Genomic DNA, 25,019 nt, shown 5'->3' with positions numbered 1-25,019 from the left:
GCGTGTAAAGGGTTATATTTTTATGGAGTGGAATACTTATTTAAATTCAGTTTAAATAATAGGTATATATTTTTGGTAACGGTTAGGTAGGACACGAGTGTCGAGACGAGCAAAAGTGAGGAGTCACGATGGGGAAAATTTTAATCGTAGATGATGACTTGCATATTAGAGAATTGATAAAGGTATTTTTGAGCCATGAAGGTTTTGAGGTATATGAGGCTTCAGATGGTGTTGAAGCTCTGGCAAAGCTTGAGACAGTAAAAGTGGATATGGCCATTCTTGATATCATGATGCCCAACATGGACGGATGGCAGTTGTGTCGCGAACTGCGGGAGAGTTATGACATTCCTTTGCTTATGATAACGGCTAAAGGAGAAACAAGTCAAAAAATTAAAGGCTTCGAACTAGGAACGGATGATTACCTTGTTAAGCCTTTTGACCCTTTGGAATTGGTGGTTAGAGTAAAAGCATTATTGAAGCGATATCAAATTGTATCATCCCAGGTAGTTCAGATTGGGAAATTATCGATGAACCGCAAAACCTACGAAGTAACTGTTGGCAGCGAAAAATTAACCCTTCCCCTCAAGGAATTCGAATTGCTGTACAAATTAGCCGGCTATCCGGGGCGGACAATTTCCCGGGAGCAGTTGATCGAGGATATTTGGGGTTATGATTTTGAAGGAAATGAGCGGACGCTGGACGTCCATATTAACCGGTTGCGTGAACGTTTTCCGGCAGAACAGTGTGACTTTAAAATCAGGACGATCCGGGGCCTCGGTTATCGTCTGGAGGTGTAAACCATGGGCAAAGGAAAAATGAAATTTGTCTCCGGAGTCGTCCTGCTGCTGGTAGTATATGTAGGCTGCATTGCAGGGGCTTTTTTTTTAACTGCCCATGTATTTACCGTTACAATAGAGAGCCTATCTCCTGTATTGATTCAGATCATCAATTCACTTCTCGGCCTATTGGGGGCGATCCTGTTTTTTTCCTTATTCCAGATGAAGCATATGGCGCAAATCAAACAAGCCTTGGCCGCAATTACAGCGGCTCTTGAAAAAATTTCACGGGGGGATTTTACAACCCACTTACACTTAGGCTTTCGTGTAAGTGAAGAGGTCGAAGCTCTGATTAACAACATAAATAAGATGGCGTTGGAATTAAACCAGATGGAGAAGATGCGGCAAGAGTTCATTTCTAATGTTTCGCATGAGATTCAGTCGCCATTGACCTCAATCAGGGGTTTTGCTCAGGCCTTACACAATGACCAATTAAGTTCCGGGGATCGCCTGCGTTTTATAAGTATCATTGAAACCGAAAGCATACGGCTGTCGCAACTGAGTGACAGCATGCTTAAACTGGCTTCTCTCGAAGCGGAAAACAGCAAGATTACACCTGTCGCTTATCGTTTGGATAAACAGATAAAAAATATTATCCTGGCATGCGAACCCCAATGGACGCAGAAAAAAATAGAAATGGAAGGGTTCTTGGATCAGCTGGAGATAACAGCCGATGAAAGCCTAATGAGCCAGGTATGGATCAATCTCATCCATAATAGTATCAAATTTACGCCCGAGAGCGGGTCGATTCGAGTGGAACTGCACCGGCAAGGAGAAAATGCTGTCTGCCGAGTCTCCGATACCGGTATTGGCATGACGGAAGAAGACCGGCTTCATATATTTGAGCGCTTCTACAAAGCGGATAAAGCCAGGAATCGATCCCAACAGGGCAACGGATTGGGGCTTTCCATTGTTAAAAAGATCATTGATATGCACCAAGGCAATATTCATGTCGAGAGCATAGTGGGAGCAGGTACAACGTTTACCGTAATCCTGCCACTTTGTTAAGACGAAAATTAAAAAGTATAGTTTTGCGGAGAATTGGCGAGACTGTACTTTTGTTCTTTATGACTTTAGTTTACATTCAGTTTAAACTGGGATGTTACGATTGCAATAACACAAGAAAGGTGAATTATGTATTGGCAGACAAATTATTTTTTAACTAAATGATAGAAAGAAGAGGATAATTTATGAAACTCATAGCTTTGTGCGGTAGTGCAAGAAAACATGGCAATACCTCAAAAATGTTGCACCAAGTCATTGAAGGCGCAAAATCAGTGGGTGCTGAAACGGAATTTATAAATCTTTTTGATTTAACCTATAAGGACTGTATCGGTTGTTGTTCTTGTAAATTGAAAAATAGTAAATCTTACGGACATTGTGTGGTAGATGATGAACTTAAACCTTTACTGGGACGTATTGAGGAGTCAGACGTTATTGTGCTTGGTTCACCTATTTATTATGGGAATCTATCAGGGCAAATGCGTTCATTTACGGACAGATTACTTTTTCAATATCTTGATTACGGTGGTACGTCTACAGGCCCTAAACCAAAAAACTTTAAAACAGCTCTAATTGCAACAATGAATGTCAGTGATGAAATTTATGTTGAAAGAGGGTTTGAGGATACTTTAACTAGTTTTGCGGGAATTATGGGCCGTACATTGGGCAGTTGTGAACTGCTAACTTTAACAAATACCGTTCAATTTGACGATTATTCCAAGTACGTTTATCTGATGCCGGATAAAGAGGAAAAATCTAATCGTGTCGAAAAAATATCGGCCGAGGACTTGCAAAAAGCATTTGATTTAGGAGTCAGGCTTGTTAAAGCGTAATTCATTGACATTTGAAAAGGGTAGCCTGCCGTTGCTAAGGAGGAAAAAGGAAAAATGAAAATCATCGGATTTAGCGCAAGTCCGCGGAAAGAAGGCAATACCGCCTGGATCATAAACAAAATACTCGAAGGTGCGAAAGAACAGGGCGCCGAAACTCGCTCCTGGTATTTCAGCGATCTTGATATCAAACCGTGCCAGAGTTGTTATGGCTGCAAACAGGGAGAGCTGCGCTGTATTATCAAAGACGACATGCAGAAACTTTATGACGCGATGGAGCATGCCGATGCTCTTGTTCTCGGCTCGCCGACTTACATGGGGCAGATGAGCGCCCAGGCGAAGATATTCACCGACAGGCTGTTCGCACAATACCATCCGCGGTTCTCGCCGCAATTCAAGGAACAAAATGCCGGGAAAAAGCTGGTTCTTGTGTTTAATCAGGGTAATCCTGATGCCGGCATGTTTCAGCCGTATTATGATTACACGCAAAAAATGTTTCAGTTGCTGGAATTTGATGTGAAAGGCGTACATGTCGTTGCCGGTATGCGAAATGGACCGGCGCATGAAAGAAAAGATCTGCACACTGTCATGAAGGAAATCGGTTCAGCGTTGGTTTTGGAACGATTCCCGGAATAATGAGGATATGGCAATTGAAGTTGTAATGGGAACACAGGATACGGATCGGATTTGTTAAAGGGGAAAGAGCCAGCGGGCTGACCGCTGGCTCTTTCTTATAAATATAGAAAGTTCTTTTTACACGTGTTCCAAAACACTTTTCAAAAATTTCTGGGTGCGTTCATGCTTGGGAGAGTTAAATAAATCGTTTGGCGGAGCTTCTTCAATAATCACGCCGTCGCCCATGAAAATCACCCGGTCCGCCACTTCTTTGGCAAAGCCCATTTCATGGGTAACAATGACCATGGTCATGCCTTCCTGGGCCAGTTCTTTCATAACGTTCAGGACTTCCCCGACCATTTCCGGGTCGAGCGCCGATGTCGGTTCATCAAACAGCATGATTCTGGGATTCATCGCCAAGGCCCGCGCGATGGCGATCCGCTGTTTTTGACCGCCCGAAAGGGTGGACGGATAGACGTCGCGTTTTTCCTCCAGCCCAACCATCGCCAAAAGTTCCATGCCCCGTTTCTCGGCCTCCTGCTGGGTCATTTTGCCCAGTTGTACCGGCGCCAGGGTAATGTTCTGCATAACCGTATAATTGGGAAATAGATTAAACATCTGAAACACCATACCGATGTTTTCCCTAAAGGCATTAAGATCTTTCACGTGGATGACATCCGTGTCGAAGACCCGGATCGACCCGCCCTGCGCTTCTTCCAGGCGGTTCAGGCAGCGCAGCAGCGTGCTCTTGCCCGAGCCGGAAGGCCCGATAATACAAACGACTTCTCCTTCATTGACATGGAAGGATACATCTTTCAGCACTTCATTTTCGCCGAAGGATTTCACTAAATTATCGACTTTAATTATCATGGTGAAGTCTCCTTTCTACCCACTTCGCGAAGAGCGATAAGGCAACGATAACAATCAGATACATAATGGCCGCAAAGGAATAGACCTCAAAAGGCTTATAGTTGTTGGCGATGATAATCTGGGAATTCATCGTTAATTCTCTTACGCTAATGACTGAAAGGATGGAAGTATCTTTCAGGGTGGTGATAAACTGATTGATAATCGGTGGAATCATGATCTTGACTGCCTGCGGCAGAACGACCAGTTTTAATGTCCGGAAATATCCCAGCCCCAGGCTGCGCGACGCTTCTACCTGCCCCCGGTCAACGGCCTGTATGCCGCCGCGGAAAATTTCCGCCAGATAGGCGCTGGCATTGATCGTCAAAGTAATAATCGCCGCGAAGATCGGATTGAATTTGACATGCAGCAGCGCTCCGACGCCAAAAAAGAGAAATAAGGCAAAAATCATCACCGGTATGCCCCGGACCAGATAAACATAAAACTGATAGATCCATTGACATAGTTTGTATTTGGCCATTCCCATAACCGCTAAGATGAGACCGAGAAAGAAAGCAAACAGCAGCGAGGCTGCAGCAATGAATACGGTATTCTGCAAACCGCGAAATAGATCCGGCCAGCAGGAAATAAATAATTGGATATATTCGTGCATGATATCCTCCTCAAAAAAGAAGAGAACTGCTCTTTATGCCAGTTCTCTTCTTACTGCATAACTACTTAATTACTTGGAAATGTATTCGCCGACAATCTTATCATAAGTTCCATCGGCTTTAATTTTTTTCAGGCCTTCGTTGAATTTCTTCAAAAGCTCCTGATTTTCGCCTTTCTTAACAGCGAAGCCATACGAAGGCGGATCGATTACGGAAGGAACGGCGATTTTCAATTTGCTTTGTTCGCCAATTTTGATTTGGTAGTTAATTACCGGATAATCTTCCATGAGGAAGTCTGCATTCCCGTTAGCCACAGCGAGCATCATGCTGGGTGAATCGTCGAAATAAGTAATATGGAGGTGATATTTGTCTTTATTGTCTTCGGCAAATTTAGCACCGGTCGTGCCTTTTTTTACCGCGGCGGTTTTGCCGTTTAAATCAGCCAGGCTTTTAATGCTGGTATTGTCTTTACTTACGATAACAGCTAAACCGGATTTAAAATAACCGTCGGAAAAATCAACGGATTTTTTGCGCTCATCCGTAATGTTCATACCCGCAATCGCGCCGTCAATCTGGCCGGAAACCAGGCCGGGAATGATGCCGCTGAAATCCATAGGCTTTAATTCATAATTAATATTTTCCGCTTTGGCAATGGCCGCCAAAAGCTCTACATCAATGCCTTTGTATTTTCCGTTAACTTCCATGGAAAATGGCGCATACTTGGCGTCACAGGCAATGACGTATTTTTTGGTCTGTCCTTTGTCGCTGCTTGCTGTTTTGTCGGCCGTAACCGCTCCGCAGCCGGCCAGTGTCGCTGCAATAAGAATTAACAAAGAGGCGATAACTAGGATCTTTTTGGATACACTCTTCACTTGAACTCCCCCTAAAATTTGTCTAAGCTATTTTTGAGAAAAACAAAAAGACGCTTAAAAAAATAGATACTTTTTAAGCGTCTCAAACTGTTAACAAACAGCTCCCCGCTATCAAAAAACAACTTAATAGTACTAATATGTATCAGTATATTAAACAATTGTTTATGGACTAGATACATAGGGAGTTTTAGGTCTACAGTCCGATCCACTTAAAAAACAAATATTTTTAAGCGCCATTGCTTTTTTCTTTTATATTGTAGCATCACTTTCTAAAAAAGTATAGATATAAAGTAATGTATACAAAATTTGTTGTGGAAAAGGGGAACGGCGTAACTAGAAACCGGATCCTAAAAATACATACCAGCCTTTAAGATTTATGGTGGAGCCATCCGAACCGGAGGTTTTCCCGGCTTCCAGCCGTTCGCCCCGATAGCCTGCCGTTAGGGTCATCGTTTTGCCGATTTCACTCTTCACACCAGCATTATAATCAAGGTAACCGCCGTGTGTGCCAATAGATAAGGGGGTAACTGCCGCGAAGAAATTTATCCCTTTGCGATTTAAACTTTCCCAGGCAAAGCCTACATTTAGCGCATCGCTGGTGCCGTCCTTATTCCGGTCAAAATTCTGGGTTACATCCTGAATCCCGGTATGAATGGAATTGTGATTGTAACTGTAAATAATTGATATCTTACCGCCGGGAGTGATTTTGTCATTTTGAATGCCGAATTGATAATGCTTGACATCCATGCTGGAAGTAACCCGGTCTCCGGCTGAGTAATCTCTACCGTCAAAATTTAAGGAATGAGTTAAACTGCCGGTATTGTTGAAGGACGGATTTTCATATTTTATAAAGTATTTTGGTCCTTTATCTCCTTTGAAACCTAATTTTAAATCGGCAATGCTGGAATGACCCAAACCAAGATCATTTTTGACATCTATATTAACAGATGATTTTAACTCCCCGCTAACGTGCGGATTCCAATACTCTCCCTCAAGAGAAATTTCACCGCTGGCTGCCGCCGTTTCCGAAAATAAAGCGAAACAAATCGCCAACGCCAGAATAGAACGATTGATCTGATATTTCCGTAGCATAACTTCTTGCACCCTTTCTTTTGAAAATTCGCTGCTTCATCTATGTAAAGATCCGGCAGAGCAGGTCGACACTACTCTCTTGCTATTATTTCATTAAGCGCCGCATCGAATAGTTATAAGCGATTATCTGCCATGCTATTACTCCCAGAATGACGGCTGAATTGGAAACAGGCAATCCGCTGTAGGTGAAAATATTTTGTTTTTGTCCGGAAGTCTGCGGGGCATCCTGAGGCGGATTTTCCAGTAATGAAAAATTTAAACCGATGGAAATAACCCCGGTCTTCCCATGGACCGCATTTTCCGGTGGGATACGATAAACAGAAACTTGAAAGCACGAAAGGCAAAAGAAAAAAATCAGGATTGCCAACGTGGTAAGCATGGTTGTTTTGGCAGCCTTTCCGGTTAACATTACTTCCCGCTCATCGCGCTCTTTTATAAACGTGATTCGGGTCAGCACTTTTTCCCGGAACGTTCCGGAAAACATCAACCGGATACCCAAATAAACCGAAAGCAGCATCCACAATGCGAACATGAATCCGGCAAAATTATATAAATGTTCTAGGTAGCTATAAGCGGAGGCAATGATCCCGGAATCATGCAGATAGGAAAAGACAGCCAGAACAATAATAAGCGGCAACCCATATAAAAATACTTTTAATAAAAGGGAATCCAGTTTTTTCATTTATTTACTCTCCTCAACTGAAAAAATAGTATTAATATCTGTTTTGAAATAACGGGCAAGACGAAAAGCAAGCTCCAGCGACGGATTATATCCTCCCCCTTCAATTGCGATAATCGTTGCACGGGTTACGCCGATTTCTTTGGCAAGTTGTTCCTGGGTCATTCTGTGTTCTGCGCGGAGAACGTGCAAACGATTGGAGATTTTTAATTGCATGGTTGGTTTAGTCATTTTTATCCCCATTCTCAGTGAATTTCCATTTACAATTGTAGAATATATTTATCATAATGTCAAATTTATTTTACATTAAAAACAAAAGTAAGACGGGCCATATCAGCGAAAAAACCTGCTATGCCGGTGAAGATGTAAGCGGCTGCACCGGGAAATGGACAGGCGTTAAAAGGATTATTGCTTAATTATGCATGAGATTTTGCAAAAACATCTTGCAAAAAGTTCTACTTTTTCCGATTACCCTTCGTCTTTATACTAAACATGAGAGGTGGACACCATGACTGGCAAAGAAGTAGAGTTAATTTTGCTCTTAGCGTCACGCCAAGAATATACTACGTACCATGAACTGAAAACAATATTGCAAAGGTCCGAAAGAACAATCCGGTATTATTTAGAACAAGCCAATCAACTTTTACAGCAAAATCACTTACCGCAGATTGAGCAGGATCGCAAGCTTGGTGTTAAATTACAATTTACGGCTTCTCAAAAAGAGCAATTTTCTTATTTGCTTAAATCCGCGCAATATCATGCGGAGTATTATTCGGTGGAAGAGCGGGTACTCATGATTCTATTTTCGATTTTAGACGAAAAGACACCGTCCTTTGCCACTGCTTTTATTGAAGATTTGATTACCAGCAAAAGTTCTATCGATTCAGATATGAAGACCATTCGCAAACAGGCTCAGGAATATGGGGTGGCGGTCAAAAGCGTACCGAAAGAGGGTTTCAAGTTTCTTGGAGATGAATGGTCAATTCGTTTATTTATTAATAATGTCATTAATAAATATATCAATTTAGAAATGATGATGGATCATTGCAGCAGCCGTTCAATTTTTTCTAAGAAAGAAAAGATCGTCACGTCTTATTTGCAGGAAGAGATTCTTTTTAAAATTTATCAGTCTCTCCAACAAATTGCACGAACCGATGGGTTAGCTTTTAATGAAATGCACTGCCGGCAAATGTCTGTTATTTTTGCTATCTGGTATAAACGTTTTACCCAAGGTTATCTGGTAAATAGTACGAATAGTCTGCCACTTCGCTATGAGAAATTGCATTCCTATCATATAGTTATCCAGTTATTGCAAGAAGTCATGGGGATTAATGCCAGCGAAATCAGTGAATATGAACGGTATTATCTATGTTTTATTATTGATAGTTTCAATATCAGAAATCCGGCTGCTTTAAAAATCGACTGGGGTGGATTGCAATTGCTGACAATTCAGTTGATTAAAGAAATGGAAAAGATAACATCCATTCCTTTTCTCGACGATAAAGAGCTGTTTGAACGGCTATTCAACCATATCGAGCCTTTGGTTAACCGGAGTAAAAATGGGGTTAGCATCTTTAATCCTCTTAAAAATATGATTATGGAGCAATACAGCATTACGTATAATGCAGTTTGTAAAGCCGTCAGCATCGTAGAAGAATATTGCCGCCAGAAGATTTCAGAAGAAGAAATTGCCTATATCACACTCCACTTTAGTGCTTCCGAGGAAAAGCTTGCTCAGCATAATCCGGGAAAATACCGGGTTGTGGTTATTTGTGGCCATGGTGTGGCAACCGGTGAATTATTAGCGGAGAATCTAAAGAAATATTATCAGTTTGATGTCATTGGGGTTGTGAATGGTTACGATCTTCCTGCGATTAAGCGCCTGGGAGCAGATTTTGCCTTAAAAACAATTGATATCGAAATTAAAAATCTGCCTTCGCTTAAGATAGATCCGGTTTTGACAGAGTATGACCGGAAAAAAATTAAAAAATTCATCGAAAGTAATCCGGATATAAAAAAAACGGGGGGAGCCAATTTTGACGCAGTTAATTTTTTTAAAGACATTTGTAAAATTGCTGAAAAACACAGCATGAAAATAAAGATGGGAAATTTTATCGAAGAGCTTGAGGATCTATTTGAGAAAAACAAAATCATTCTTAACCGGCAGGGGGTTCAGCCAATGATCCAGGAAGTCGTTAAAGACCATCATATTTTATTGCAGCATACATCAAAAGATTGGGAGACCTGTATTAAAGATGCTGCGCAGCCATTACTTGAGGATCACTATATCAATCAGGACTATGTTGACGCGATGATTGGGGCAGTCAAAAAATATGGCCCCTATATCGTTGTCGCAAAAGGGGTTGCGCTTGCTCATGCGCGGCCGGAAGATGGCGCCGCTAAATTAGGATTGAGTATCATGACATTAAAAGAACCAATTTATTTTGGTCATGAGTCAAATGATCCTGTTAAATTAATTTTCTGTTTAGCGGCCATTGACAATTTTTCGCATTTGAAAGTCATGAAATCGATTGTAAATATTATTGCTGAAGAATGCAAAATTGATAAAATATCAAACCAGTATACTGTTGATGATTTAAAACGGGTATTGGTTGAGTTTGAGGAGGGCTTATAGATGATTAAAAAAGACTAGCGGTTTTACAAACGCCCGGGATGCCGTTGCATACTGGCGGAAAAGTTTCGAATTATTTAAAAAGAGGGGTAGAGATGAGGAAAAAAATTAAGATGTTAATGGTGTGCGGAGCAGGGCTGGGCAGCAGTTTTGCCTGTCAAATGAGTGTTGAAGATGTTTTGAATAAAATGGGGGTGGAAGCGGATTTGGATCATTGTGACATTTCGTCGGCGGTTTCCATGAATCCGGAAGTCATCATTACAGCCATGAATTTTAAAACCCAATTTGAACAGTTTACGATTCCGGATACAACGACAATCGTATATTTGAAAAATATTGTCAGTAAAGCAGAAATCGAAGAGAAACTGACTCCGTTATTACAGGACAAAGGTGTGCTATAGAGCTAACGATAAAAGAATGAGGGGGAATCGTTGTGTCAATTATCAATTTCATCATTACCAACATTTTGACGCAAGCGGCCATTACGATTGCTTTAATTGCAATGCTTGGCTTGATTTTGCAGAAAAAATCCATTGGGCAGACAATCGCAGGAACGTTTAAGACCCTGTTAGGATTCATGGTGTTATCTGCTGGCGCCGGCATCATCGTTGGCAGTTTGATTTATTTTGGCAAGATTTTTACGGAAGGATTTCATATGCAAGGTATCATACCTTCCATAGAAGCGATTAACGGGCAGGCCATGAATGAATTGGGGCTGGGCAGTCCGATTGCTTTTACTTTTCTGGCTATCTTTGTTGTTAATATTATCATTGCGCGTTATACGAAATGGAAATACATCTTTTTAACCGGTCAGGCGATTCTGTGGATGGCCACGATGTGTACGGTATTTGGTTATAGCGCAGGTTTTAGAGGGGTAACCCTGATTATTGTTGGCGGGGTTGTCGGGGGCATTTTTGCTGTAGCTATGCCGGCTATTGCCCAGCCTTTAGTCCGTAAGATAACCGGCAGTGATGATATTGCCCTGGGACATTTTTGCACCATCGGTTATTTATTTGAAGCAGGGATAGCCAAACTGGTTGGCAATCCGGAAGAATCGACTGAGGATATCAAGCTTCCTAAGGGATTTGAGTTTTTACAAGATACATATCTATCGGTTATGGTTGTTATGGTACCGCTATATTTAATCACTGCGTTTTTTGCCGGCCCTGAGTTTGGTGCGAAGTTAGCCGGACATACGGATTATTTGGTATATGCATTTTTGCAAGCGATTCAGTTTGTCGTTGGGGTTTATGTATTGCTGGCCGGTGTGCGGTTGATTTTAGCAGAAATTGTGCCTGCATTCCGCGGTATTGCCATGAAATTAGTGCCGGATGCTATACCGGCGCTGGATTGTCCGGTGCTGTTTCCCTATGCGCCGCATGCCGTTATCATTGGTTTCGTGAGTACTACGATTGGTACCGTTATTGCGATGTTTGTATTACCGATGTTTGGGTTAGCGATGATCTTGCCGGGTATGTTGACCAACTTTTTTGCCGGCGGCACGGCAGGGATTTTTGGCAATGCTACCGGTGGTAAACGGGGCGCGGTCATTGGCGGTGTTGCCCATGGATTTTTTATCACACTGCTGCCGGCGCTGTTGGTGACTATATTTAGTAACCTGGGATTTGCCAATGCAACGGCTACGGATGTGGATACGGTCACTGCCGCATTACTGTACGCTTGGATTATTACACCATTGATGAGTATATTCTAAGAAAAAGAGGGAATTTGCATGTTCTTCTTTAGGAAAAAAAATCAATCGACAGATGCGCCGGCAAATACAATAAAAAGGGCGGTTATTAGGCCGGAGCTGCGTGTTAAAATTGAACGGCTGAAAAATGAATTAGAGGTAGCAAACGGTGATTTGAGAACGAAGATATTAAATGAATTAGGCAGCAGCTTATTTGCACTGCAAGAAACAGATGCTGCTATCCAATATTATGAGTTGAGCATCCAAGAAAATCGTTCCTTGGGCAAAGCCTATACAGATTTACTAAAATTATACAATATCAAGAGAAAAGACGCTGCTCTAAGCAATGATGATAAACAGGTACAGCAATATTTGAATAAGATTGATGATTTAATGAAGCTTTCTAAGGATGTAATCCGCGGCTTAGATTGATGGGACTATAGCTTTTAGTCAGAATAACGTAGGAGGAAATATGGTATGTATGCGACTTTAAAAAAAGTAACAGATAAAGCGATCCGCTTGAATTTTACAGTTGGGGCATTTAATATGCATAATTTAGAAATGCTGCCGGCGATGATCCGGGCGGCAAAAGATATGGGATCGCCTATCATCATTCAGACGAGTGCAGGAACGGCCGAGTATATTGGCTATGGCGTGATTGCGAATGTATGTAAGTACTTGGCGGAGTATGAAAGTATTGAAGTGGTGCTGCACTTAGACCATGCCAATTATTTTGCCGATATACGAAAGGCAATTGATGCGGGCTATTCTTCGGTTATGTATGACGGCTCGTCCCTGCATTTTAAAGAAAATGTGCTGAGAACGCAGGAAGTTGTTGAGTACGCTCATGCGCGGGGTGTATCCGTGGAAGGCGAACTGGGAACCATTGGCGGAATGGAAGAGGGCGCTGCCGTGCAAGAGAGCCAAAAAGCTTATACCAACCCGGAAGATGCCAAACGCTTTGTTATGGAGACGGGGATTGACGCCTTAGCGGTTGCGGTCGGTACCAATCATGGCCAGTATAAGTCAAAGACAGAATTAAACATACCCTTACTAAAGGAAATCCATGAGACAGTGGACATTCCGCTGGTGATTCATGGCGGAACCGGTGTAAAGGATGAAGATATTCAGCAATGTACAAAATATGGCGTGCGCAAGTTTAATGTAGGAACAGAATTGCTAGTGGGGTGGACGAGAGAAGCGGCAAAGTTATTTTCGCAAACGAAAGAGAATACTTCATTGCGAAAAAATATTGTTCCTTGTAATGAAGCGGTTGCTAGTGTGATTAAAAATAAAATTGGCATTTTCCTAAACGCTTAAAAGACGATTAAACGGCACACAAGGAGTACTTGTAAATTGCAGAAAAATCTTATATTATTGGCTGGATATCCGGGTACAGGAAAAACATATTTGTGCAATACCATACTTAATTGGAGAGATTCTTTTGTTGTCGTATCACCGGACGATATCAAGGAGAGATTCTGGGATCAATTTGGATTTAACAATTTAGAAAAAAAAGAAGCGGTCATACAGCTTAGTTGGAATTATTACTACGCAGAAATGGAAAAAATCATGCGAGAAGGGTCATCCATTATTTCGGATTATCCTTTTAGTGAAAAACAGAAGTCAAGGATCGCACTTTTGTCTCAGCAATATGGCTATCAAATCATTACGATCCGATTGACTGGAAATTTAGACGTATTGTTTGAACGGCAGAAGAAAAGGGATATCGATCCGGACCGGCATCCAGGGCACATTCTTAATTGCTATCACTATGGAGATAAGGTAAAGAACCGGAGGGAAGCGGAAGGTTTGCTTGACTACAAGGAATTTATAGTACGGTGTCAAACCCGGGGGTATGGATCGTTTGAGTTAGGGCATTTAATTGAGATGGATATGACGGATTTTAGTGCTGTTGATTATTCTGAATTACTTCGGGAATTAGAAAGAATACTAAAATTTTGACAGACCCAATAAGAGCGAAAATTGACAGAGCAATCTATCAAATTTCGTTCTTATTTTTCTTTTCATCAATATGATAGATATTTTTTTTGGTATATGGAATTGAAATAGATTATACTAAGTTATGGTATTTTTTACTTTTTAAATATTAATAGTAAACTTTCTAATAGTTGTCAAGAATATTTTTCACATAAGATTGACACTGGTTCATGTAAATTATAGGAGCATGGTATGATGTTTCGCAAAGAGGTTATAAATCTGGCCTTTCCGGTTGTTATGGAGCAATTCTGTATATTAATTATGGGCTTTTTAAATTCAATTATTGCCAGCAGTTTGGGCAAGGAAGTTATTTCCGCAATCGGTATGATCGATTCTTTTAATATGGTAGTAATCTATTCTTTTTCCGGCCTGGCGGTAGGCGGAACCGTACTTGTAGCTCAATATTATGGAAAAAAAGAACTCTCTTTATCGAATGAAAGCGGGAAACAAATATTATATATGGGTACATTGATTTCCCTTCTTATTACGATAATAATTGGATATTATGAATATCCTATTTTGTCTTTTTTATATGGTGCAGCGGAACCAAGTGTAATGAATAATGCTATAGCATTTTGGCAAATAACAATATATACATATCCTTTCATTGCAATAGAGTTGATTGTTTCAGGAATATTCAGGGGGGCTGGTAATACTAAACTACCTATGCAAATTAATATAATTATGAACGGATTCAATGTTATTTTAAGTTATATTTTTATATATGGAATACATATCAATGAAACTTTTTTGGAGTTTCCTGGACTGGGCATTGCTGGAGCTGCAATCGGGATTGGCATTCCACGTGCAATAGGGGCCATAATGGCAATCGCGGCCTATATAAATGGGGTTGATTATCTGAAATTAAATCGGCCGTTATCATTTGTCCCCGATTTTTCTTTAATTAGAAAAATTTTTAGCGTTAGTATTCCAGCAACACTAGAAGCTTTGCTCTTTAACGGAGGTAAGATTATTACCCAGGTTTTTATTGTAAGTTTAGGGACGGAGGCAATTGCAGCGAATTATATAGCGATATATATATCTGCAATATTAAATATACCGGGAAATGCATTGGGTGTTGTTGCAACCATGATGGTTGCACAATACATGGGACAGAAAAATATTTTAAAGGCGAAAGAAATATTGGTGTATATATTAAAACTAGCTACCGTTTCTTTAACCGTATTTGCAATATCATGCATTCCGTTTTACAAGTATATTGTTCTCTTATATACAAAAGATTTAACTGTTATAAAAATGACTGTAGACTTACTAGTGACAAACTCTGTTTTTATGATAGTCTGGGCCTTATCATTTGTTTTACCTGCCGGTCTAAAAGGCGCTGGGGATGCTACGTATACTATGATTATTTCGCTGCTTGGAATGTGGTTATTCAGGATTTTTGGCGGGTATTTACTTGGTATAAGATTAGGACTTGGAATAGAAGGGGTATGGTTGGGAATGTTCATTGATTGGCTGGTACGGGGGGGATTGTATTTAAAACGATTCCGGGAAACAGCATGGTATAAGCATAATGTTTGTTGAAGAGGGAAGAGAGAACAGGTTCCGAAGGACGGACAAATGCGTATATGGTTAAAAGCGGCAGGATGGAGAAAATAGTTCTCCCACTGGTCTGGGAGAACGAATGCTTTAATTCGAGATTGACAAATCTTTCTCCTAATATATAATTAGTTATATATATAATTAATTATATATGGAGGTTTATGATGTCGTTAAAACATGCAATACTTGGCTTTTTAAATTATAAAAGCATGACAGGTTATCAACTGAAACAACGCTTTGACAAATCGGTTCGTTACTTTTGGAACGCCAGCTTAAGTCAAATTTATCCCACATTAAGTCAATTGAAAGAGGACGGTTTATTAACTTTAGAAGTTAAATACCAGGACTCTTCCCCGAATGCCAAAATCTATCATATTACCGATAAGGGAAGAGAAGAGTTGCGAAACTGGCTGATTGAACCGCTGGAACCACAACCGCATAGAAGTGCCTTTCTAATTAAAATTTTCTTTGGTGCAAATATTGATCAAAACTTGATTATTTCCCAACTCAATCAGCGTTTAGAACTAGCGGAAAGTAACCTGGCGAAATATCAGCAAATAAGGAATGAAATCACTGAAAATCACTCCTTGAAAAATAGCTTCACTTTGTTTGAAAGCTTGACGGTTGATTATGGAATAAAAAGCATGGAAGCCGTTATTGCCTGGTATAGGGAGTCTATAGAAAAGATCGAGTCTTTAAAACGAAAAGAAATGTAACCAAATAAAACTCATGAAACGAGGAGAAGGACCATGGAAAAAGCTGCTGATAAAAATTCTCAAAAACCGCCTCCGTCTTCTGCAAAGCTATTTAATAAAGAATTTATTGCAAGCGTTATCATTCCATTGATCATATTTTATATATTTAATTATAGGAAGATGGCTCTTGCAGGCACAATATTATCAGGATGCTGGTGTATTGGCGTTTTTTTATTTAATTTAATCCGGGAGCATAAAACAAATATACTGGCCTTATTATCAGGAATTTTTTTGGTAATCGGATTATTATGTACGATTCTTTGGCGAAACCCGAATATTTATTTTGTGGAACCAATATTTGAAGATGTATTGTATGCCGTAATTTTCTTTAGCTCCTTATTCTTCTCCAGGCCGTTAATTCAAGTATTCGTTGAAGATTCCCATATCGTAGCTTTCCCGGAAGAGTTTCGAAAAACTTCACAATATAAATCTGTGTGGAAAATACTTACGATTGCCTGGGGCGTTTTGAATGTATCCCAGGCTCTTTTAAGAGTTGCATTATTATATTCAGTGCCAATCGAACTTTACTATGCTATCAGCAAGATTTACGTCAATGTTTCCAGTCCGTTACTTTTACTTTTTTCTTATAAGTTTCCTAAATGGTATTGGAAAAGAATTGGTGTTAAAAGATAATCCCAAATTCCGATGCTTTAAAAATAACATAAGATTAACGCATTTTAACTTGTCATTGATTGACATATAAGATAAACGGTATTATTATAAACATTGCAATGAATAAAAATTAAGGGTGATTCCCTTTTATATTTTTCAACAGTTGGTATACCGGTATACCAACTACGTTTAGAAATGTGGCGTTTATCATTATGAATTCATAGGGGAGATGTTTTAAATGAAATGTGCGAAATGTATGCGGAAAAAATGTTATGTAGAAGGACAGAACTGCACAAAAATTACTGTTAACGATGTAAAAGAGGCTTATACAGGAAAGCTTTTGGATATTATGAAGGCGGCCGCCTGTACAGAGGGACGCTATTATAATAATCTGACCCGATTAGAAGAGACCAATGAATTTTGCAAGCTGATGGGGTTCAAGAAGATTGGTATAGCTTTTTGTATAGGTCTTAATAAAGAAGCGAAACTGATAGAAGAATACTTTGCCAAAACATTTGAAGTTTATTCGGTTTGTTGCAAGGTTTGCGGTGTAGCTAAGGAAAATCTAGGACTGGAGCAGATAAACGAAGGCGCGCGCGAAACGATGTGCAATCCGTTAATGCAGGCGCGGCTGCTGCAAGAAAAAGGGGTAGAGTTTTGTATTACTGTGGGTCTATGTGTGGGGCATGATGCATTATTTACAGGGGCTGCAGAGGTTCCGGTAACTTGCCTGGTGGCAAAAGACAGAGTTCTGGCCCATAATCCTCTTGGTGCGGTGTATTCTCGTTACTGGCGGAAAAAGCTTAAGATTACGTACGAGGATGAAGTGTAATTCATAATAATGTTATGTTACTTTACTGTCAAAATATAAAGTGTTAGCTGATTAGGATTTTAAGGCTAAAGAAAGCGCTAATAGTGTTTTCTTTAGCCTTTTTGTAATTTCTGGCTGGTAAAGGCAGCAGCATGGCTACGATGGCAACAAAGAGAAGATGCACATTTCGAAAAAATCGAAAAGTTGCTTCTTCGCGGTTGACAGGAAGAAAACAAATAATATATCATATATAATATATTATATATGATTGGAGGAAGCACAATGAAAATTACAAGTGTTGATATTATTGATGTTAAAAACGATCTGCAGTCAGCCGTGGCTAAGTGGAGACCAGTAGTAGTTAGAATTAACACAGATGAGGGGATTTGCGGATTCGGTGAAGTCGGCATGGCGTATGGTGTAGGAGCCTCAGCAGGATTTGGTATGGCTCAGGATTTGTCGAAAATTATTCTTGCTATGGACCCAATGAAAAATGAGGCCATTTGGGATAAGATGCAGAAAAAGACATTCTGGGGTCAAGGGGGCGGTACCGTTGTTTCTGCAGGCATGAGTGCTATTGATGTTGCATTGTGGGATATCAAGGGCAAAGCATTAAATGTTCCTGTTTATCAATTGCTTGGCGGCAAGACAAGAGATAAATTAAGAACATATGCCAGCCAACTTCAATTTGGTTGGAGTCTGTCTGCCAAAAAAGACATTCTTACAACTCCTCAACAGTATGCGGAAGTAGCGGTAAAGGCGGTAGAGGATGGCTATGACTGTATAAAAGTCGACGTCAATGAAATCGACGAAGAGGGTTATGCAAAACGTCGTAATCTTTATGGACCGCTTTCCAAAAGCGTATTAGATGTAGGCTATAAGAGACTGAAAGCCATTCGGGAAGCGGTTGGGGATAAAGTGGATATTATCGTTGAAGCCCATGCGTTGACAGATACTACTTCTGCCATTAAATTCGGTAAAATGATTGAAGAGTTAGATATCTATTTCTATGAAGAGCCGATTCAGCCCTTAAATTTTAAGCAGATGAAAAAAGTTGCTGATAATGTCGATATTCCGATTGCTGCGGGAGAACGGATATATACCAGATGGGGTTTTAGACCGTTCTTGGAGGATGGCTCTATAGCAGTAATCCAACCTGATCTTGGTACATGCGGCGGCTTTACGGAAGCAAAGAAAATTTGCGATATGGCGCATATTTACGATTGTACCTGCCAAATCCATGTTTGCGGCGGCCCTATCATGACAGCGGCGTCGCTGCAACTGGAATGCGCCATTCCAAATTTCGCGATTCATGAACTCCACAGATATGGGTTGCTCAAAGGTAACATCAATACCTGCAAATATAACTATTTGCCGAAAGATGGTTTCTATGAGGTACCGGATCTTCCCGGCATCGGGCAAGAGTTGACAGACAAGTCGATTGCTGAGTCGGATAAGGTGACAATAAAATAAGAGAAGAGTGAAAAATGAACAGTCAAGAAAAGATTGCAAATTTCATTGAGAAAATGGAGGATATTTCTATTCCTGAAGAGATTCTTCATGATATTAAGTATCGTGTTGTAGATTGGCTGGGATGTGCTGTTATTGGGAAAAGTTATCCGCAGTCTCACATTGCCGGACAATTTGTTGAAGAATGCAATCAGCAGGAAGAGGTACTGGTCATAGGCAGTAAAGAAAAGGTTTCTTTACTGGACGGCATATTTTTAAATGGAATTATGGGACATGTCGCAGAATTGGATGATGGCCATAGAGTGGCAATTGGACACCCCGGTTCCGTTACCGTACCTGTGGCTTTGGGATTTGGAGAAAGATACGGTTGCTCTGAAATGGATTTTTTAAAAGCAGTTCTCGTTGGCTATGAAGTGTTTATTCGTCTTGGCTGTGTGGTTAATCCATCGCATTATCATTATTGGCATACGACGGGTACTTGCGGTACTTTTGCCGCTGCCGCAACGGCGGCGTATTTACTCAAATTAAACCATAAGCAAATTGTAAATGCGTTGGGTATTGCAGGGACAATGGCGTCTGGTTTACAGCAAACATTTGGCACTTATGCCAAATCCTTAAATATCGGACAGGCGTGCCGCAACGGCGGTTTGGCTGCATTGCTTGCCCAAAGAGGGTTTACAGGCCCTGCCGATATTATTATGGGGCCGAAAGGATTTGTCAGAGCGACAAGTGTTGATGCAACCGAAGAGCCTTTAAACGAAATCAATCAAATGCGTTTCCTGGCCAATACGGCCTTTTACAAGATTTATGCTTCGTGCGGACACACAAACTCGCCGCTTGATGCAGTATTTCACATTTTGAACAACCGTAGAATTATAGCAGAAGAAGTCCGGAAAATTTCGGTAGAAACTTATAAAACCAGCGTCGAAATTACGGGGAGGCTTGCCTGCGAGACGGAAGATCAAGCTAAATTTTCCTTGCCGTATTGTATTGCAATAGCCATTCTATATGGCAAGGTATCCTTAAATGAATTCAAACCGGAAATTTTGCATAGCAAGGAAGTTCTTGCCTTAGCAGAAAAAGTAAGTGTTGCGGAGAGCCCGGCGGCAACAGCTGCATTCCCGGAACGTCAGGCAAAAGTCAGTATCTATTTAACAAATGGCGAATGTATTTGCAAAGAGATATTACATTCGAATGATACGCCGGATTACAACCAAATTGAAAGTAAATTTTTGGAGGCCATTAGATACTCAGGTTATGGAGAAACATTTGCCAAGAGTTTTTTGACAACTATTTTAGCATTGGACCATGAAGATAGTCTTGACAATTTACAGGACCCAATACGGAGGATTTAATAGAGGAGAGATTGCGATGTTATCTTTAGTAATTGCTCTAATAGTGACGCTTGGGGTAGGCTATATGCTGTATAAAAAATATAAGCCGCAGGGTGTCTTGTTTGCCGCCGGTATCATTCTGTTGTTTTGCGCAGCAATTTTTGGGACAAGCAATATTGTTACTGCGAAGCAATCTACCGGTACTGTATGGCTGGATATTTTTGTAGCTGCCAAATTATTGTTCAGTTCGCGCTTGGCAGGACTAGGTTTAACAATTATGTCTATTGGCGGCTTTGTGCGTTACATGGAAAATTGCGGCGCAAACAAAGCGCTTGTTGAAATGGCTGCTTTTCCGTTAAAACATGTAAAATCACCCATGTTAATTATGGTTGTTGCGTATATCATCGGGCAAATTATTGACTTATTTATACCGAGCCATGCAGGGCTTGGACTTTTACTTATGCTTACCATTTATCCCATTATGGTAGCCGGCGGTTTAAGTAAACTTACTGCGGTTACAATTATTGCAACCTCAAAATTTACAGATATCGGTCCGCTGTCATCCAATGCAATTTTGGCTGCAACGACAGCTGGGTTAGATCCTGTTACTTACTTTATTAAATATCAGCTTTATGCAGTGCTTCCTGCAATTGTTGTTGTCGGTGCGGCGCATTATTTTGCCCAGCCTTGGTGGGAGAAGCGGGAAAAGAAATTTAATATAAATGTATTTACTGAAGCGGATGAAAGTGAAAATCAATTAGACTCAAATAAGAAAGTTCCGGCGATTTATGCGGTATTACCGATGCTGCCCTTGTTTCTTGTGGTTATTTTTAGTCCCTTTTTTCATACAGGTATCAAACTCGATGTTGTATCTGCGATGATTTTATCGACAATTGTCGCAATGGTCTTTGAATTTATTTTTACGCATAACGCGCATTTGGTTTTGAATGACATTATGAAGTTCTTTGAAGGTATGGCAAAGCAATTTAGAGTCGTTGTATCTTTAATCATTTCCGCAGAACTTTATGGGCTAGGCCTGGTTAAGATAGGCGCCATTGATTCCTTAATCGCCCTTGCTACCGGCTGTAGCTTCAGTACGCATATCATTGTATTGGTTATTGGACTGATTATGGTAATGTGTGCCTTCATCATGGGGTCTGGAAATGCAGCTTTTTTCGCATTTGCAAGTTTTGCTCCGAAGATTGCCGGCGTCTTGCATGTTGATTCCGTGCTTATTTTGTTGCCTATGGAATTATCGGCAGGTTTTGGTCGCTGCATGTCACCGATTACGGCTGCTATAGTAGCAATAGCAAGTATTGCCGGTGTATCACCGTTCCATGTGGCAAAACGCTGCGCAATTCCGGTCATTTTAGGCTTTATAGTACATATGCTTGCGATTTATTATTACTTCTTATAATAATGAATCTTTTCATTTTATAGAAAGAGGTAAACCAATGAAAATCTTTCCGTTACATGGCATAGGAAATTTTACTTTAAGGCAAAAGCTCAGCGTCTTTTTTGTGGTAATTGCGGCTATTCCACTTATTTTGACGACAATAGTCATATCCTATCTCAGTCATGCGACTATGATTGAGTCTGTTTATACTAACAGCGAAAAAGCATCGGCAGGGCTGGCAGGTGACATTAATGCTACGCTTGCTGCTAATATTCAGCTGCTGCAGGCTATGGCAGATACCGAAGAGATAAAATCAATGAATACGGAAAAACAGATTTTATTTATGAAGGAGATAGGAAAAAGAACTTCCAGTATTAGCACCTTTATTATAAGTGATGCAAACGGAATGCAGACAGTAAGGACTCAAGGAAAAAATACGGAAAACAGCAAGCGGGATTATTTTGTAAAACTGCTGCATGGGGCTGATTTCTCCATTTCCGATGTGCAAATTGGGCATAGTACCGGTAAGGCCTCTTTGGTGCTTGCGGTGCCAATCCGGGACAACCGGCAGAATGTTATTGGAGCCTTATTAGGAGTTGTAGATTTTGAAAAACTAAGCCAAAAAGTCCTGGACACACGGTATGGCAAATCAGGATATGCCTTTTTGGTTGACAGGAAGGGCAAGATTATTGTCCATCCTAATCAGGAGCTAATGCAAAAAATGGTGGATGTGAGTAATCTTGCCCCGGTGCAGGCAGTGCTCAGCGGCAAGAGCGGCGCTGTGTCGTATGAGACGAAGGACGGCGAGAAACTGTCAGGCTTTTGCAATGTTCCGCTTAGCGGCTGGGGTGTTGTGGTGCAACAGCCAAAAAGTGAAGCGGTGGCGGAAGCAACCAAGGTTACCCTTGTAGGCATTGGATTTACCTTGCTGGCTATTATACTGGCAGCATTCGCAGGAGTTTTTGTCGCAACATTTATTACCCGGCCGATAGGAAAACTGGTGGATGTCACTCATAAATTTGCGCAAGGTGATTTGACGGCTACGGTTGACATACAGCGCGAGGATGAGATGGGGCAGTTGGCCGCAGCTTTCAATGCTATGGCCGGGCACTTAAAAAACTTGATTCAAGGTGTAATTGAACATGCTAACCAGGTGGCGGCGGCCTCCCAGGAACTGTCTGCCTCTGCAGGTGAGGCAGAGCGGGCTACAAACCAGGTTGCTGTTACCATGACTGATTTTGCGCAAGGGTCGCAGCAGCAAATGGGAAAACTGGAAAAGAGCTTACAAGAAGTGAATGAAATGACCGATATTTCTAACAGCGTTGCCCAAAGAGCTGACAATGCATCTGCCTTATCGGAAGATATGAGCAAGGATGCCAGAACAGGCGATAGTGCAGTTATTAATGCTGTGGAGAAAATTAACGAAATTAAAAATGCTACTGGTTTGACTTCTAGTGCTATCAAGACGCTGGAAGACAGGAGCAGGCAAATAAGCGAAATTTTAAATGTTATTAGCGGTATTGCCGGCCAAACAAATTTATTGGCGCTGAATGCTGCTATTGAGGCTGCACGGGCAGGCGAACAGGGACGCGGCTTTGCAGTGGTTGCCGAAGAAGTACGGAAACTGGCCGAGCAATCGCAGCAGGCGACGGAAGAAATCAGCTCGATTATCGGGAAAATCAAGCAGCAGACAAATGAAGCCGTTACGGCAATGGATACCGGCAATGTCAAAGTTAATGAAGGCGTTGAAGTTGTCAATCAAGTAAAGCAGGTTTTGATGAATATTATGGAGCAAATTAATAACAATGCAAATTTGATCAGCGGGATGAATACGGCCAGCAAACAGCAAATCGAAGTCATGCAAAAGATGCTTGCCGGTACGCAGCAGGTGGCGGATATTGCCAGGAAGTCCAGTGCGGGCGCTGAAACAGCGGCTGCGGCTACAGAGGAAATCACTGCGTCGATGGAAGGGATAGCCGGTTCCGCGAATGCGCTGGCTAAAACGGCTGCTGAACTGCAAATGATGGTTTCTAAGTTTAAAATTTAATCGAGCTATTTTAAATACTTGCCAAAGCAGTCATTATATGGATGGACAGTTGACAAGTTTGATGTCTGGTGTCTAAATTTATCGCTACTCTGAAATAGATTTCGTTTAGCAAAGAAGTCCAAGACTAGTAAACGGTATTGGGCTTCTTTCGTTTTTGGAGGGATGTTTATGACAAAGCGGATTTTAATTACAGCACTTTCTTTTCGCAGATCAAAGAAGGCGCTGGCTATGTTGGACAAGTTAGGCTATGAGGTCATGCTGTATCCGAATACCAATCCTGTTAAGGAGGTTGAACTGCTTAGCTGCATCAAAGGAGTGTCGGCGCTGATTATCGGCAATGACCAGGTTACTGAGCAAGTGATCGCTGCCGGAATGCCTGATTTAAAGGTTATAACCAAATGCGGCGCGGGTTATAATACCGTTGATGTAACAGCCGCAAAGCGCTTTCATGTGCCTGTTACCTATACTCCTGGCGCCAATACCCATTCGGTTGCCGATTTAACTATAGGATTGATATTAGCTCTCGTTCGGAATATCGCCCAATTGGATCAGGCTATGCATGCTGGGAAATGGGACCAGCGCGTTGGTCAGGAATTGAGCGGCAAGACGCTCGGTATAATCGGAACCGGACATATTGGAGGTCAAGTTATTAAACGGGCCAGCGGGTTTGATATGAAGATTGCGGCGCATAGTTCATCGATTCGCCAAGATCTCGTAGAGAAGTACGGCGTGGTTTATTGGCCATTGTCTGAGGTTATTACCAAGGCGGATATAGTATCCCTTCACGTTCCGGCAACAGCAGAAACAAGGCATATGATCAATATGGCGGTTTTACAAAAAATGAAGCGGACAGCGTGTTTAATTAATACGGCCAGGGGAGATTTAGTGAATGAAGAGGATTTATGTGCGGCACTGGAACAAAAAATGATTGCCGGCGCCGCTTTGGACGTTTTTTCCATTGAACCGTTGCCGGAGAGTAAGTTATGTAAGTTAGACAATGTCATTCTTACCCCGCATGTTGGTGCAACAACCATGGAAGCCGCGGAAAGGGTCAGCATAATGGCAGCGGAGGATGTAATCAGCGTGTTAACTGGGAAAGCTCCCCGCTATTTGGTTTGGTAGCTTTAGGTATAGGTTTTCGGCGGTAGTGTTTTATTGTGTTATCAAATTTGCGTTGATATTTTATCAAATATAATATATTATATATTTTGTATTTGATATATTGAAAAGTAGGTGTCATTTTTAAATAAATTGGTTTGAGGTGT

Annotated in this window: 25 protein-coding genes; 19 read left to right on the top strand and 6 right to left on the bottom strand. The window is 41.1% G+C overall.

Going from position 1 to position 25,019, the window contains the following annotated elements:
* Nucleotides 1–128 precede the first annotated feature (128 nt).
* From LUCIF_RS11695 to LUCIF_RS11680, 4 genes are all read left to right on the top strand, one after another.
* Nucleotides 129–797 carry a response regulator transcription factor gene (locus tag LUCIF_RS11695; RefSeq protein WP_122628076.1) on the top strand — a complete coding sequence of 223 codons (669 nt, stop codon included), beginning with the start codon at nt 129–131 and terminating at the stop codon, nt 795–797.
* A 3-nt stretch (nt 798–800) separates the two neighbouring features.
* Nucleotides 801–1,844, top strand: a complete 1,044-nt coding sequence (locus LUCIF_RS11690) for a sensor histidine kinase (protein ID WP_207857544.1) — start codon at nt 801–803, stop codon at nt 1,842–1,844.
* A gap of 182 nt (nt 1,845–2,026) precedes the next feature.
* A complete protein-coding gene (locus tag LUCIF_RS11685) occupies nt 2,027–2,671 on the top strand; it encodes a flavodoxin family protein (protein WP_122628075.1) in 645 nt (214 codons plus the stop codon).
* A 54-nt stretch (nt 2,672–2,725) separates the two neighbouring features.
* Nucleotides 2,726–3,304 carry a flavodoxin family protein gene (locus LUCIF_RS11680; RefSeq protein WP_122628074.1) on the top strand — a complete coding sequence of 193 codons (579 nt, stop codon included), beginning with the start codon at nt 2,726–2,728 and terminating at the stop codon, nt 3,302–3,304.
* Between the two features lie 117 nt (nt 3,305–3,421).
* Here LUCIF_RS11680 and LUCIF_RS11675 read toward each other — a convergent pair whose 3' ends face one another.
* The 6 genes from LUCIF_RS11675 to LUCIF_RS11650 all read right to left on the bottom strand — a co-directional run bounded on the left by LUCIF_RS11675 (nt 3,422) and on the right by LUCIF_RS11650 (nt 7,674).
* Nucleotides 3,422–4,150 carry an amino acid ABC transporter ATP-binding protein gene (locus LUCIF_RS11675; RefSeq protein WP_279386959.1) on the bottom strand — a complete coding sequence of 243 codons (729 nt, stop codon included), beginning with the start codon at nt 4,148–4,150 and terminating at the stop codon, nt 3,422–3,424.
* Nucleotides 4,143–4,802, bottom strand: coding sequence for an amino acid ABC transporter permease (locus LUCIF_RS11670; protein ID WP_122628072.1), 660 nt, complete (start codon nt 4,800–4,802; stop codon nt 4,143–4,145). Before LUCIF_RS11670 ends, LUCIF_RS11675 begins: the two co-directional genes overlap by 8 nt.
* Before the next feature lie 69 nt (nt 4,803–4,871).
* The gene (locus LUCIF_RS11665) at nt 4,872–5,672 is read right to left on the bottom strand and encodes a transporter substrate-binding domain-containing protein (RefSeq protein WP_207857542.1); all 801 of its coding nucleotides are present in this window, start codon (nt 5,670–5,672) and stop codon (nt 4,872–4,874) included.
* 333 nt (nt 5,673–6,005) lie between these two features.
* Entirely contained in the window at nt 6,006–6,764 is a 759-nt protein-coding gene (locus LUCIF_RS11660) for a hypothetical protein (RefSeq protein ID WP_122628071.1), read from the bottom strand.
* Between the two features lie 85 nt (nt 6,765–6,849).
* Nucleotides 6,850–7,446, bottom strand: a complete 597-nt coding sequence (locus LUCIF_RS11655) for a hypothetical protein (RefSeq protein ID WP_122628070.1) — start codon at nt 7,444–7,446, stop codon at nt 6,850–6,852.
* On the bottom strand, nt 7,447–7,674 hold the full coding sequence (locus LUCIF_RS11650; RefSeq protein WP_243638723.1) for a helix-turn-helix transcriptional regulator: 228 nt from the start codon (nt 7,672–7,674) through the stop codon (nt 7,447–7,449).
* Between the two features lie 277 nt (nt 7,675–7,951).
* On the opposite strand from LUCIF_RS11650, the gene LUCIF_RS11645 reads away from it, so the two are divergent.
* The 15 genes from LUCIF_RS11645 to LUCIF_RS11575 all read left to right on the top strand — a co-directional run bounded on the left by LUCIF_RS11645 (nt 7,952) and on the right by LUCIF_RS11575 (nt 24,876).
* Nucleotides 7,952–10,078: a BglG family transcription antiterminator gene (locus LUCIF_RS11645; protein ID WP_122628069.1), complete on the top strand. Its 2,127-nt coding sequence runs from the start codon at nt 7,952–7,954 to the stop codon at nt 10,076–10,078.
* A gap of 92 nt (nt 10,079–10,170) precedes the next feature.
* Entirely contained in the window at nt 10,171–10,476 is a 306-nt protein-coding gene (locus LUCIF_RS11640; protein ID WP_122628068.1) for a PTS sugar transporter subunit IIB, read from the top strand.
* Nucleotides 10,477–10,508: 32 nt separating this feature from the next.
* Entirely contained in the window at nt 10,509–11,789 is a 1,281-nt protein-coding gene (locus LUCIF_RS11635; protein WP_122628067.1) for a PTS sugar transporter subunit IIC, read from the top strand.
* A gap of 18 nt (nt 11,790–11,807) precedes the next feature.
* A complete protein-coding gene (locus LUCIF_RS11630) occupies nt 11,808–12,197 on the top strand; it encodes a hypothetical protein (RefSeq protein ID WP_207857539.1) in 390 nt (129 codons plus the stop codon).
* A gap of 45 nt (nt 12,198–12,242) precedes the next feature.
* On the top strand, nt 12,243–13,085 hold the full coding sequence (locus tag LUCIF_RS11625) for a class II fructose-bisphosphate aldolase (RefSeq protein WP_122628066.1): 843 nt from the start codon (nt 12,243–12,245) through the stop codon (nt 13,083–13,085).
* A 36-nt stretch (nt 13,086–13,121) separates the two neighbouring features.
* Complete coding sequence (locus LUCIF_RS11620; RefSeq protein WP_122628065.1) at nt 13,122–13,730, top strand: P-loop nucleotide/nucleoside kinase family protein; 609 nt, start codon at nt 13,122–13,124, stop codon at nt 13,728–13,730.
* A gap of 228 nt (nt 13,731–13,958) precedes the next feature.
* Nucleotides 13,959–15,311, top strand: coding sequence for an MATE family efflux transporter (locus LUCIF_RS11615; protein WP_122628064.1), 1,353 nt, complete (start codon nt 13,959–13,961; stop codon nt 15,309–15,311).
* Nucleotides 15,312–15,490: 179 nt separating this feature from the next.
* Nucleotides 15,491–16,045, top strand: coding sequence for a PadR family transcriptional regulator (locus LUCIF_RS11610; RefSeq protein ID WP_122628063.1), 555 nt, complete (start codon nt 15,491–15,493; stop codon nt 16,043–16,045).
* Nucleotides 16,046–16,078: 33 nt separating this feature from the next.
* Nucleotides 16,079–16,717, top strand: coding sequence for a VC0807 family protein (locus LUCIF_RS11605; RefSeq protein WP_122628062.1), 639 nt, complete (start codon nt 16,079–16,081; stop codon nt 16,715–16,717).
* 217 nt (nt 16,718–16,934) lie between these two features.
* Entirely contained in the window at nt 16,935–17,528 is a 594-nt protein-coding gene (locus tag LUCIF_RS11600; protein ID WP_122628061.1) for a DUF1847 domain-containing protein, read from the top strand.
* Between the two features lie 261 nt (nt 17,529–17,789).
* Entirely contained in the window at nt 17,790–18,980 is a 1,191-nt protein-coding gene (locus tag LUCIF_RS11595; protein WP_122628060.1) for a mandelate racemase/muconate lactonizing enzyme family protein, read from the top strand.
* 14 nt (nt 18,981–18,994) lie between these two features.
* A complete protein-coding gene (locus LUCIF_RS11590; protein ID WP_122628059.1) occupies nt 18,995–20,332 on the top strand; it encodes an MmgE/PrpD family protein in 1,338 nt (445 codons plus the stop codon).
* 16 nt (nt 20,333–20,348) lie between these two features.
* Nucleotides 20,349–21,728 (top strand): C4-dicarboxylate transporter DcuC, encoded by a 1,380-nt coding sequence (gene dcuC / locus LUCIF_RS11585; RefSeq protein ID WP_122628058.1) that lies wholly within the window; start codon nt 20,349–20,351, stop codon nt 21,726–21,728.
* Between the two features lie 37 nt (nt 21,729–21,765).
* The gene (locus tag LUCIF_RS11580; RefSeq protein WP_122628057.1) at nt 21,766–23,754 is read left to right on the top strand and encodes a methyl-accepting chemotaxis protein; all 1,989 of its coding nucleotides are present in this window, start codon (nt 21,766–21,768) and stop codon (nt 23,752–23,754) included.
* 168 nt (nt 23,755–23,922) lie between these two features.
* Nucleotides 23,923–24,876, top strand: a complete 954-nt coding sequence (locus LUCIF_RS11575; RefSeq protein ID WP_122628056.1) for a phosphoglycerate dehydrogenase — start codon at nt 23,923–23,925, stop codon at nt 24,874–24,876.
* The last annotated feature ends 143 nt before the right edge of the window (nt 24,877–25,019 follow it).

Origin of the sequence: Allolucifera butyrica (genome assembly GCF_900476375.1) — a bacterium.
GTDB lineage: Bacteria > Bacillota > Negativicutes > Sporomusales > UPPP01 > Lucifera > Lucifera butyrica.
Note: the sequence above shows the minus strand (reverse complement) of the source record. Positions and strands in the feature narration are given on the sequence as shown.

Coding starts and splice junctions, on each gene's coding strand:
- LUCIF_RS11695 (WP_122628076.1), top strand. CDS start 129: ATGGGGAAAATTTTAATCGTAGATGATGACTTGCATATTAGAGAATTG.
- LUCIF_RS11690 (WP_207857544.1), top strand. CDS start 801: ATGGGCAAAGGAAAAATGAAATTTGTCTCCGGAGTCGTCCTGCTGCTG.
- LUCIF_RS11685 (WP_122628075.1), top strand. CDS start 2,027: ATGAAACTCATAGCTTTGTGCGGTAGTGCAAGAAAACATGGCAATACC.
- LUCIF_RS11680 (WP_122628074.1), top strand. CDS start 2,726: ATGAAAATCATCGGATTTAGCGCAAGTCCGCGGAAAGAAGGCAATACC.
- LUCIF_RS11670 (WP_122628072.1), bottom strand. CDS start 4,802: ATGCACGAATATATCCAATTATTTATTTCCTGCTGGCCGGATCTATTT.
- LUCIF_RS11660 (WP_122628071.1), bottom strand. CDS start 6,764: ATGCTACGGAAATATCAGATCAATCGTTCTATTCTGGCGTTGGCGATT.
- LUCIF_RS11655 (WP_122628070.1), bottom strand. CDS start 7,446: ATGAAAAAACTGGATTCCCTTTTATTAAAAGTATTTTTATATGGGTTG.
- LUCIF_RS11650 (WP_243638723.1), bottom strand. CDS start 7,674: ATGACTAAACCAACCATGCAATTAAAAATCTCCAATCGTTTGCACGTT.
- LUCIF_RS11645 (WP_122628069.1), top strand. CDS start 7,952: ATGACTGGCAAAGAAGTAGAGTTAATTTTGCTCTTAGCGTCACGCCAA.
- LUCIF_RS11640 (WP_122628068.1), top strand. CDS start 10,171: ATGAGGAAAAAAATTAAGATGTTAATGGTGTGCGGAGCAGGGCTGGGC.
- LUCIF_RS11630 (WP_207857539.1), top strand. CDS start 11,808: ATGTTCTTCTTTAGGAAAAAAAATCAATCGACAGATGCGCCGGCAAAT.
- LUCIF_RS11625 (WP_122628066.1), top strand. CDS start 12,243: ATGTATGCGACTTTAAAAAAAGTAACAGATAAAGCGATCCGCTTGAAT.
- LUCIF_RS11615 (WP_122628064.1), top strand. CDS start 13,959: ATGATGTTTCGCAAAGAGGTTATAAATCTGGCCTTTCCGGTTGTTATG.
- LUCIF_RS11610 (WP_122628063.1), top strand. CDS start 15,491: ATGATGTCGTTAAAACATGCAATACTTGGCTTTTTAAATTATAAAAGC.
- LUCIF_RS11605 (WP_122628062.1), top strand. CDS start 16,079: ATGGAAAAAGCTGCTGATAAAAATTCTCAAAAACCGCCTCCGTCTTCT.
- LUCIF_RS11600 (WP_122628061.1), top strand. CDS start 16,935: ATGAAATGTGCGAAATGTATGCGGAAAAAATGTTATGTAGAAGGACAG.
- LUCIF_RS11595 (WP_122628060.1), top strand. CDS start 17,790: ATGAAAATTACAAGTGTTGATATTATTGATGTTAAAAACGATCTGCAG.
- LUCIF_RS11590 (WP_122628059.1), top strand. CDS start 18,995: ATGAACAGTCAAGAAAAGATTGCAAATTTCATTGAGAAAATGGAGGAT.
- dcuC (WP_122628058.1), top strand. CDS start 20,349: ATGTTATCTTTAGTAATTGCTCTAATAGTGACGCTTGGGGTAGGCTAT.
- LUCIF_RS11580 (WP_122628057.1), top strand. CDS start 21,766: ATGAAAATCTTTCCGTTACATGGCATAGGAAATTTTACTTTAAGGCAA.
- LUCIF_RS11575 (WP_122628056.1), top strand. CDS start 23,923: ATGACAAAGCGGATTTTAATTACAGCACTTTCTTTTCGCAGATCAAAG.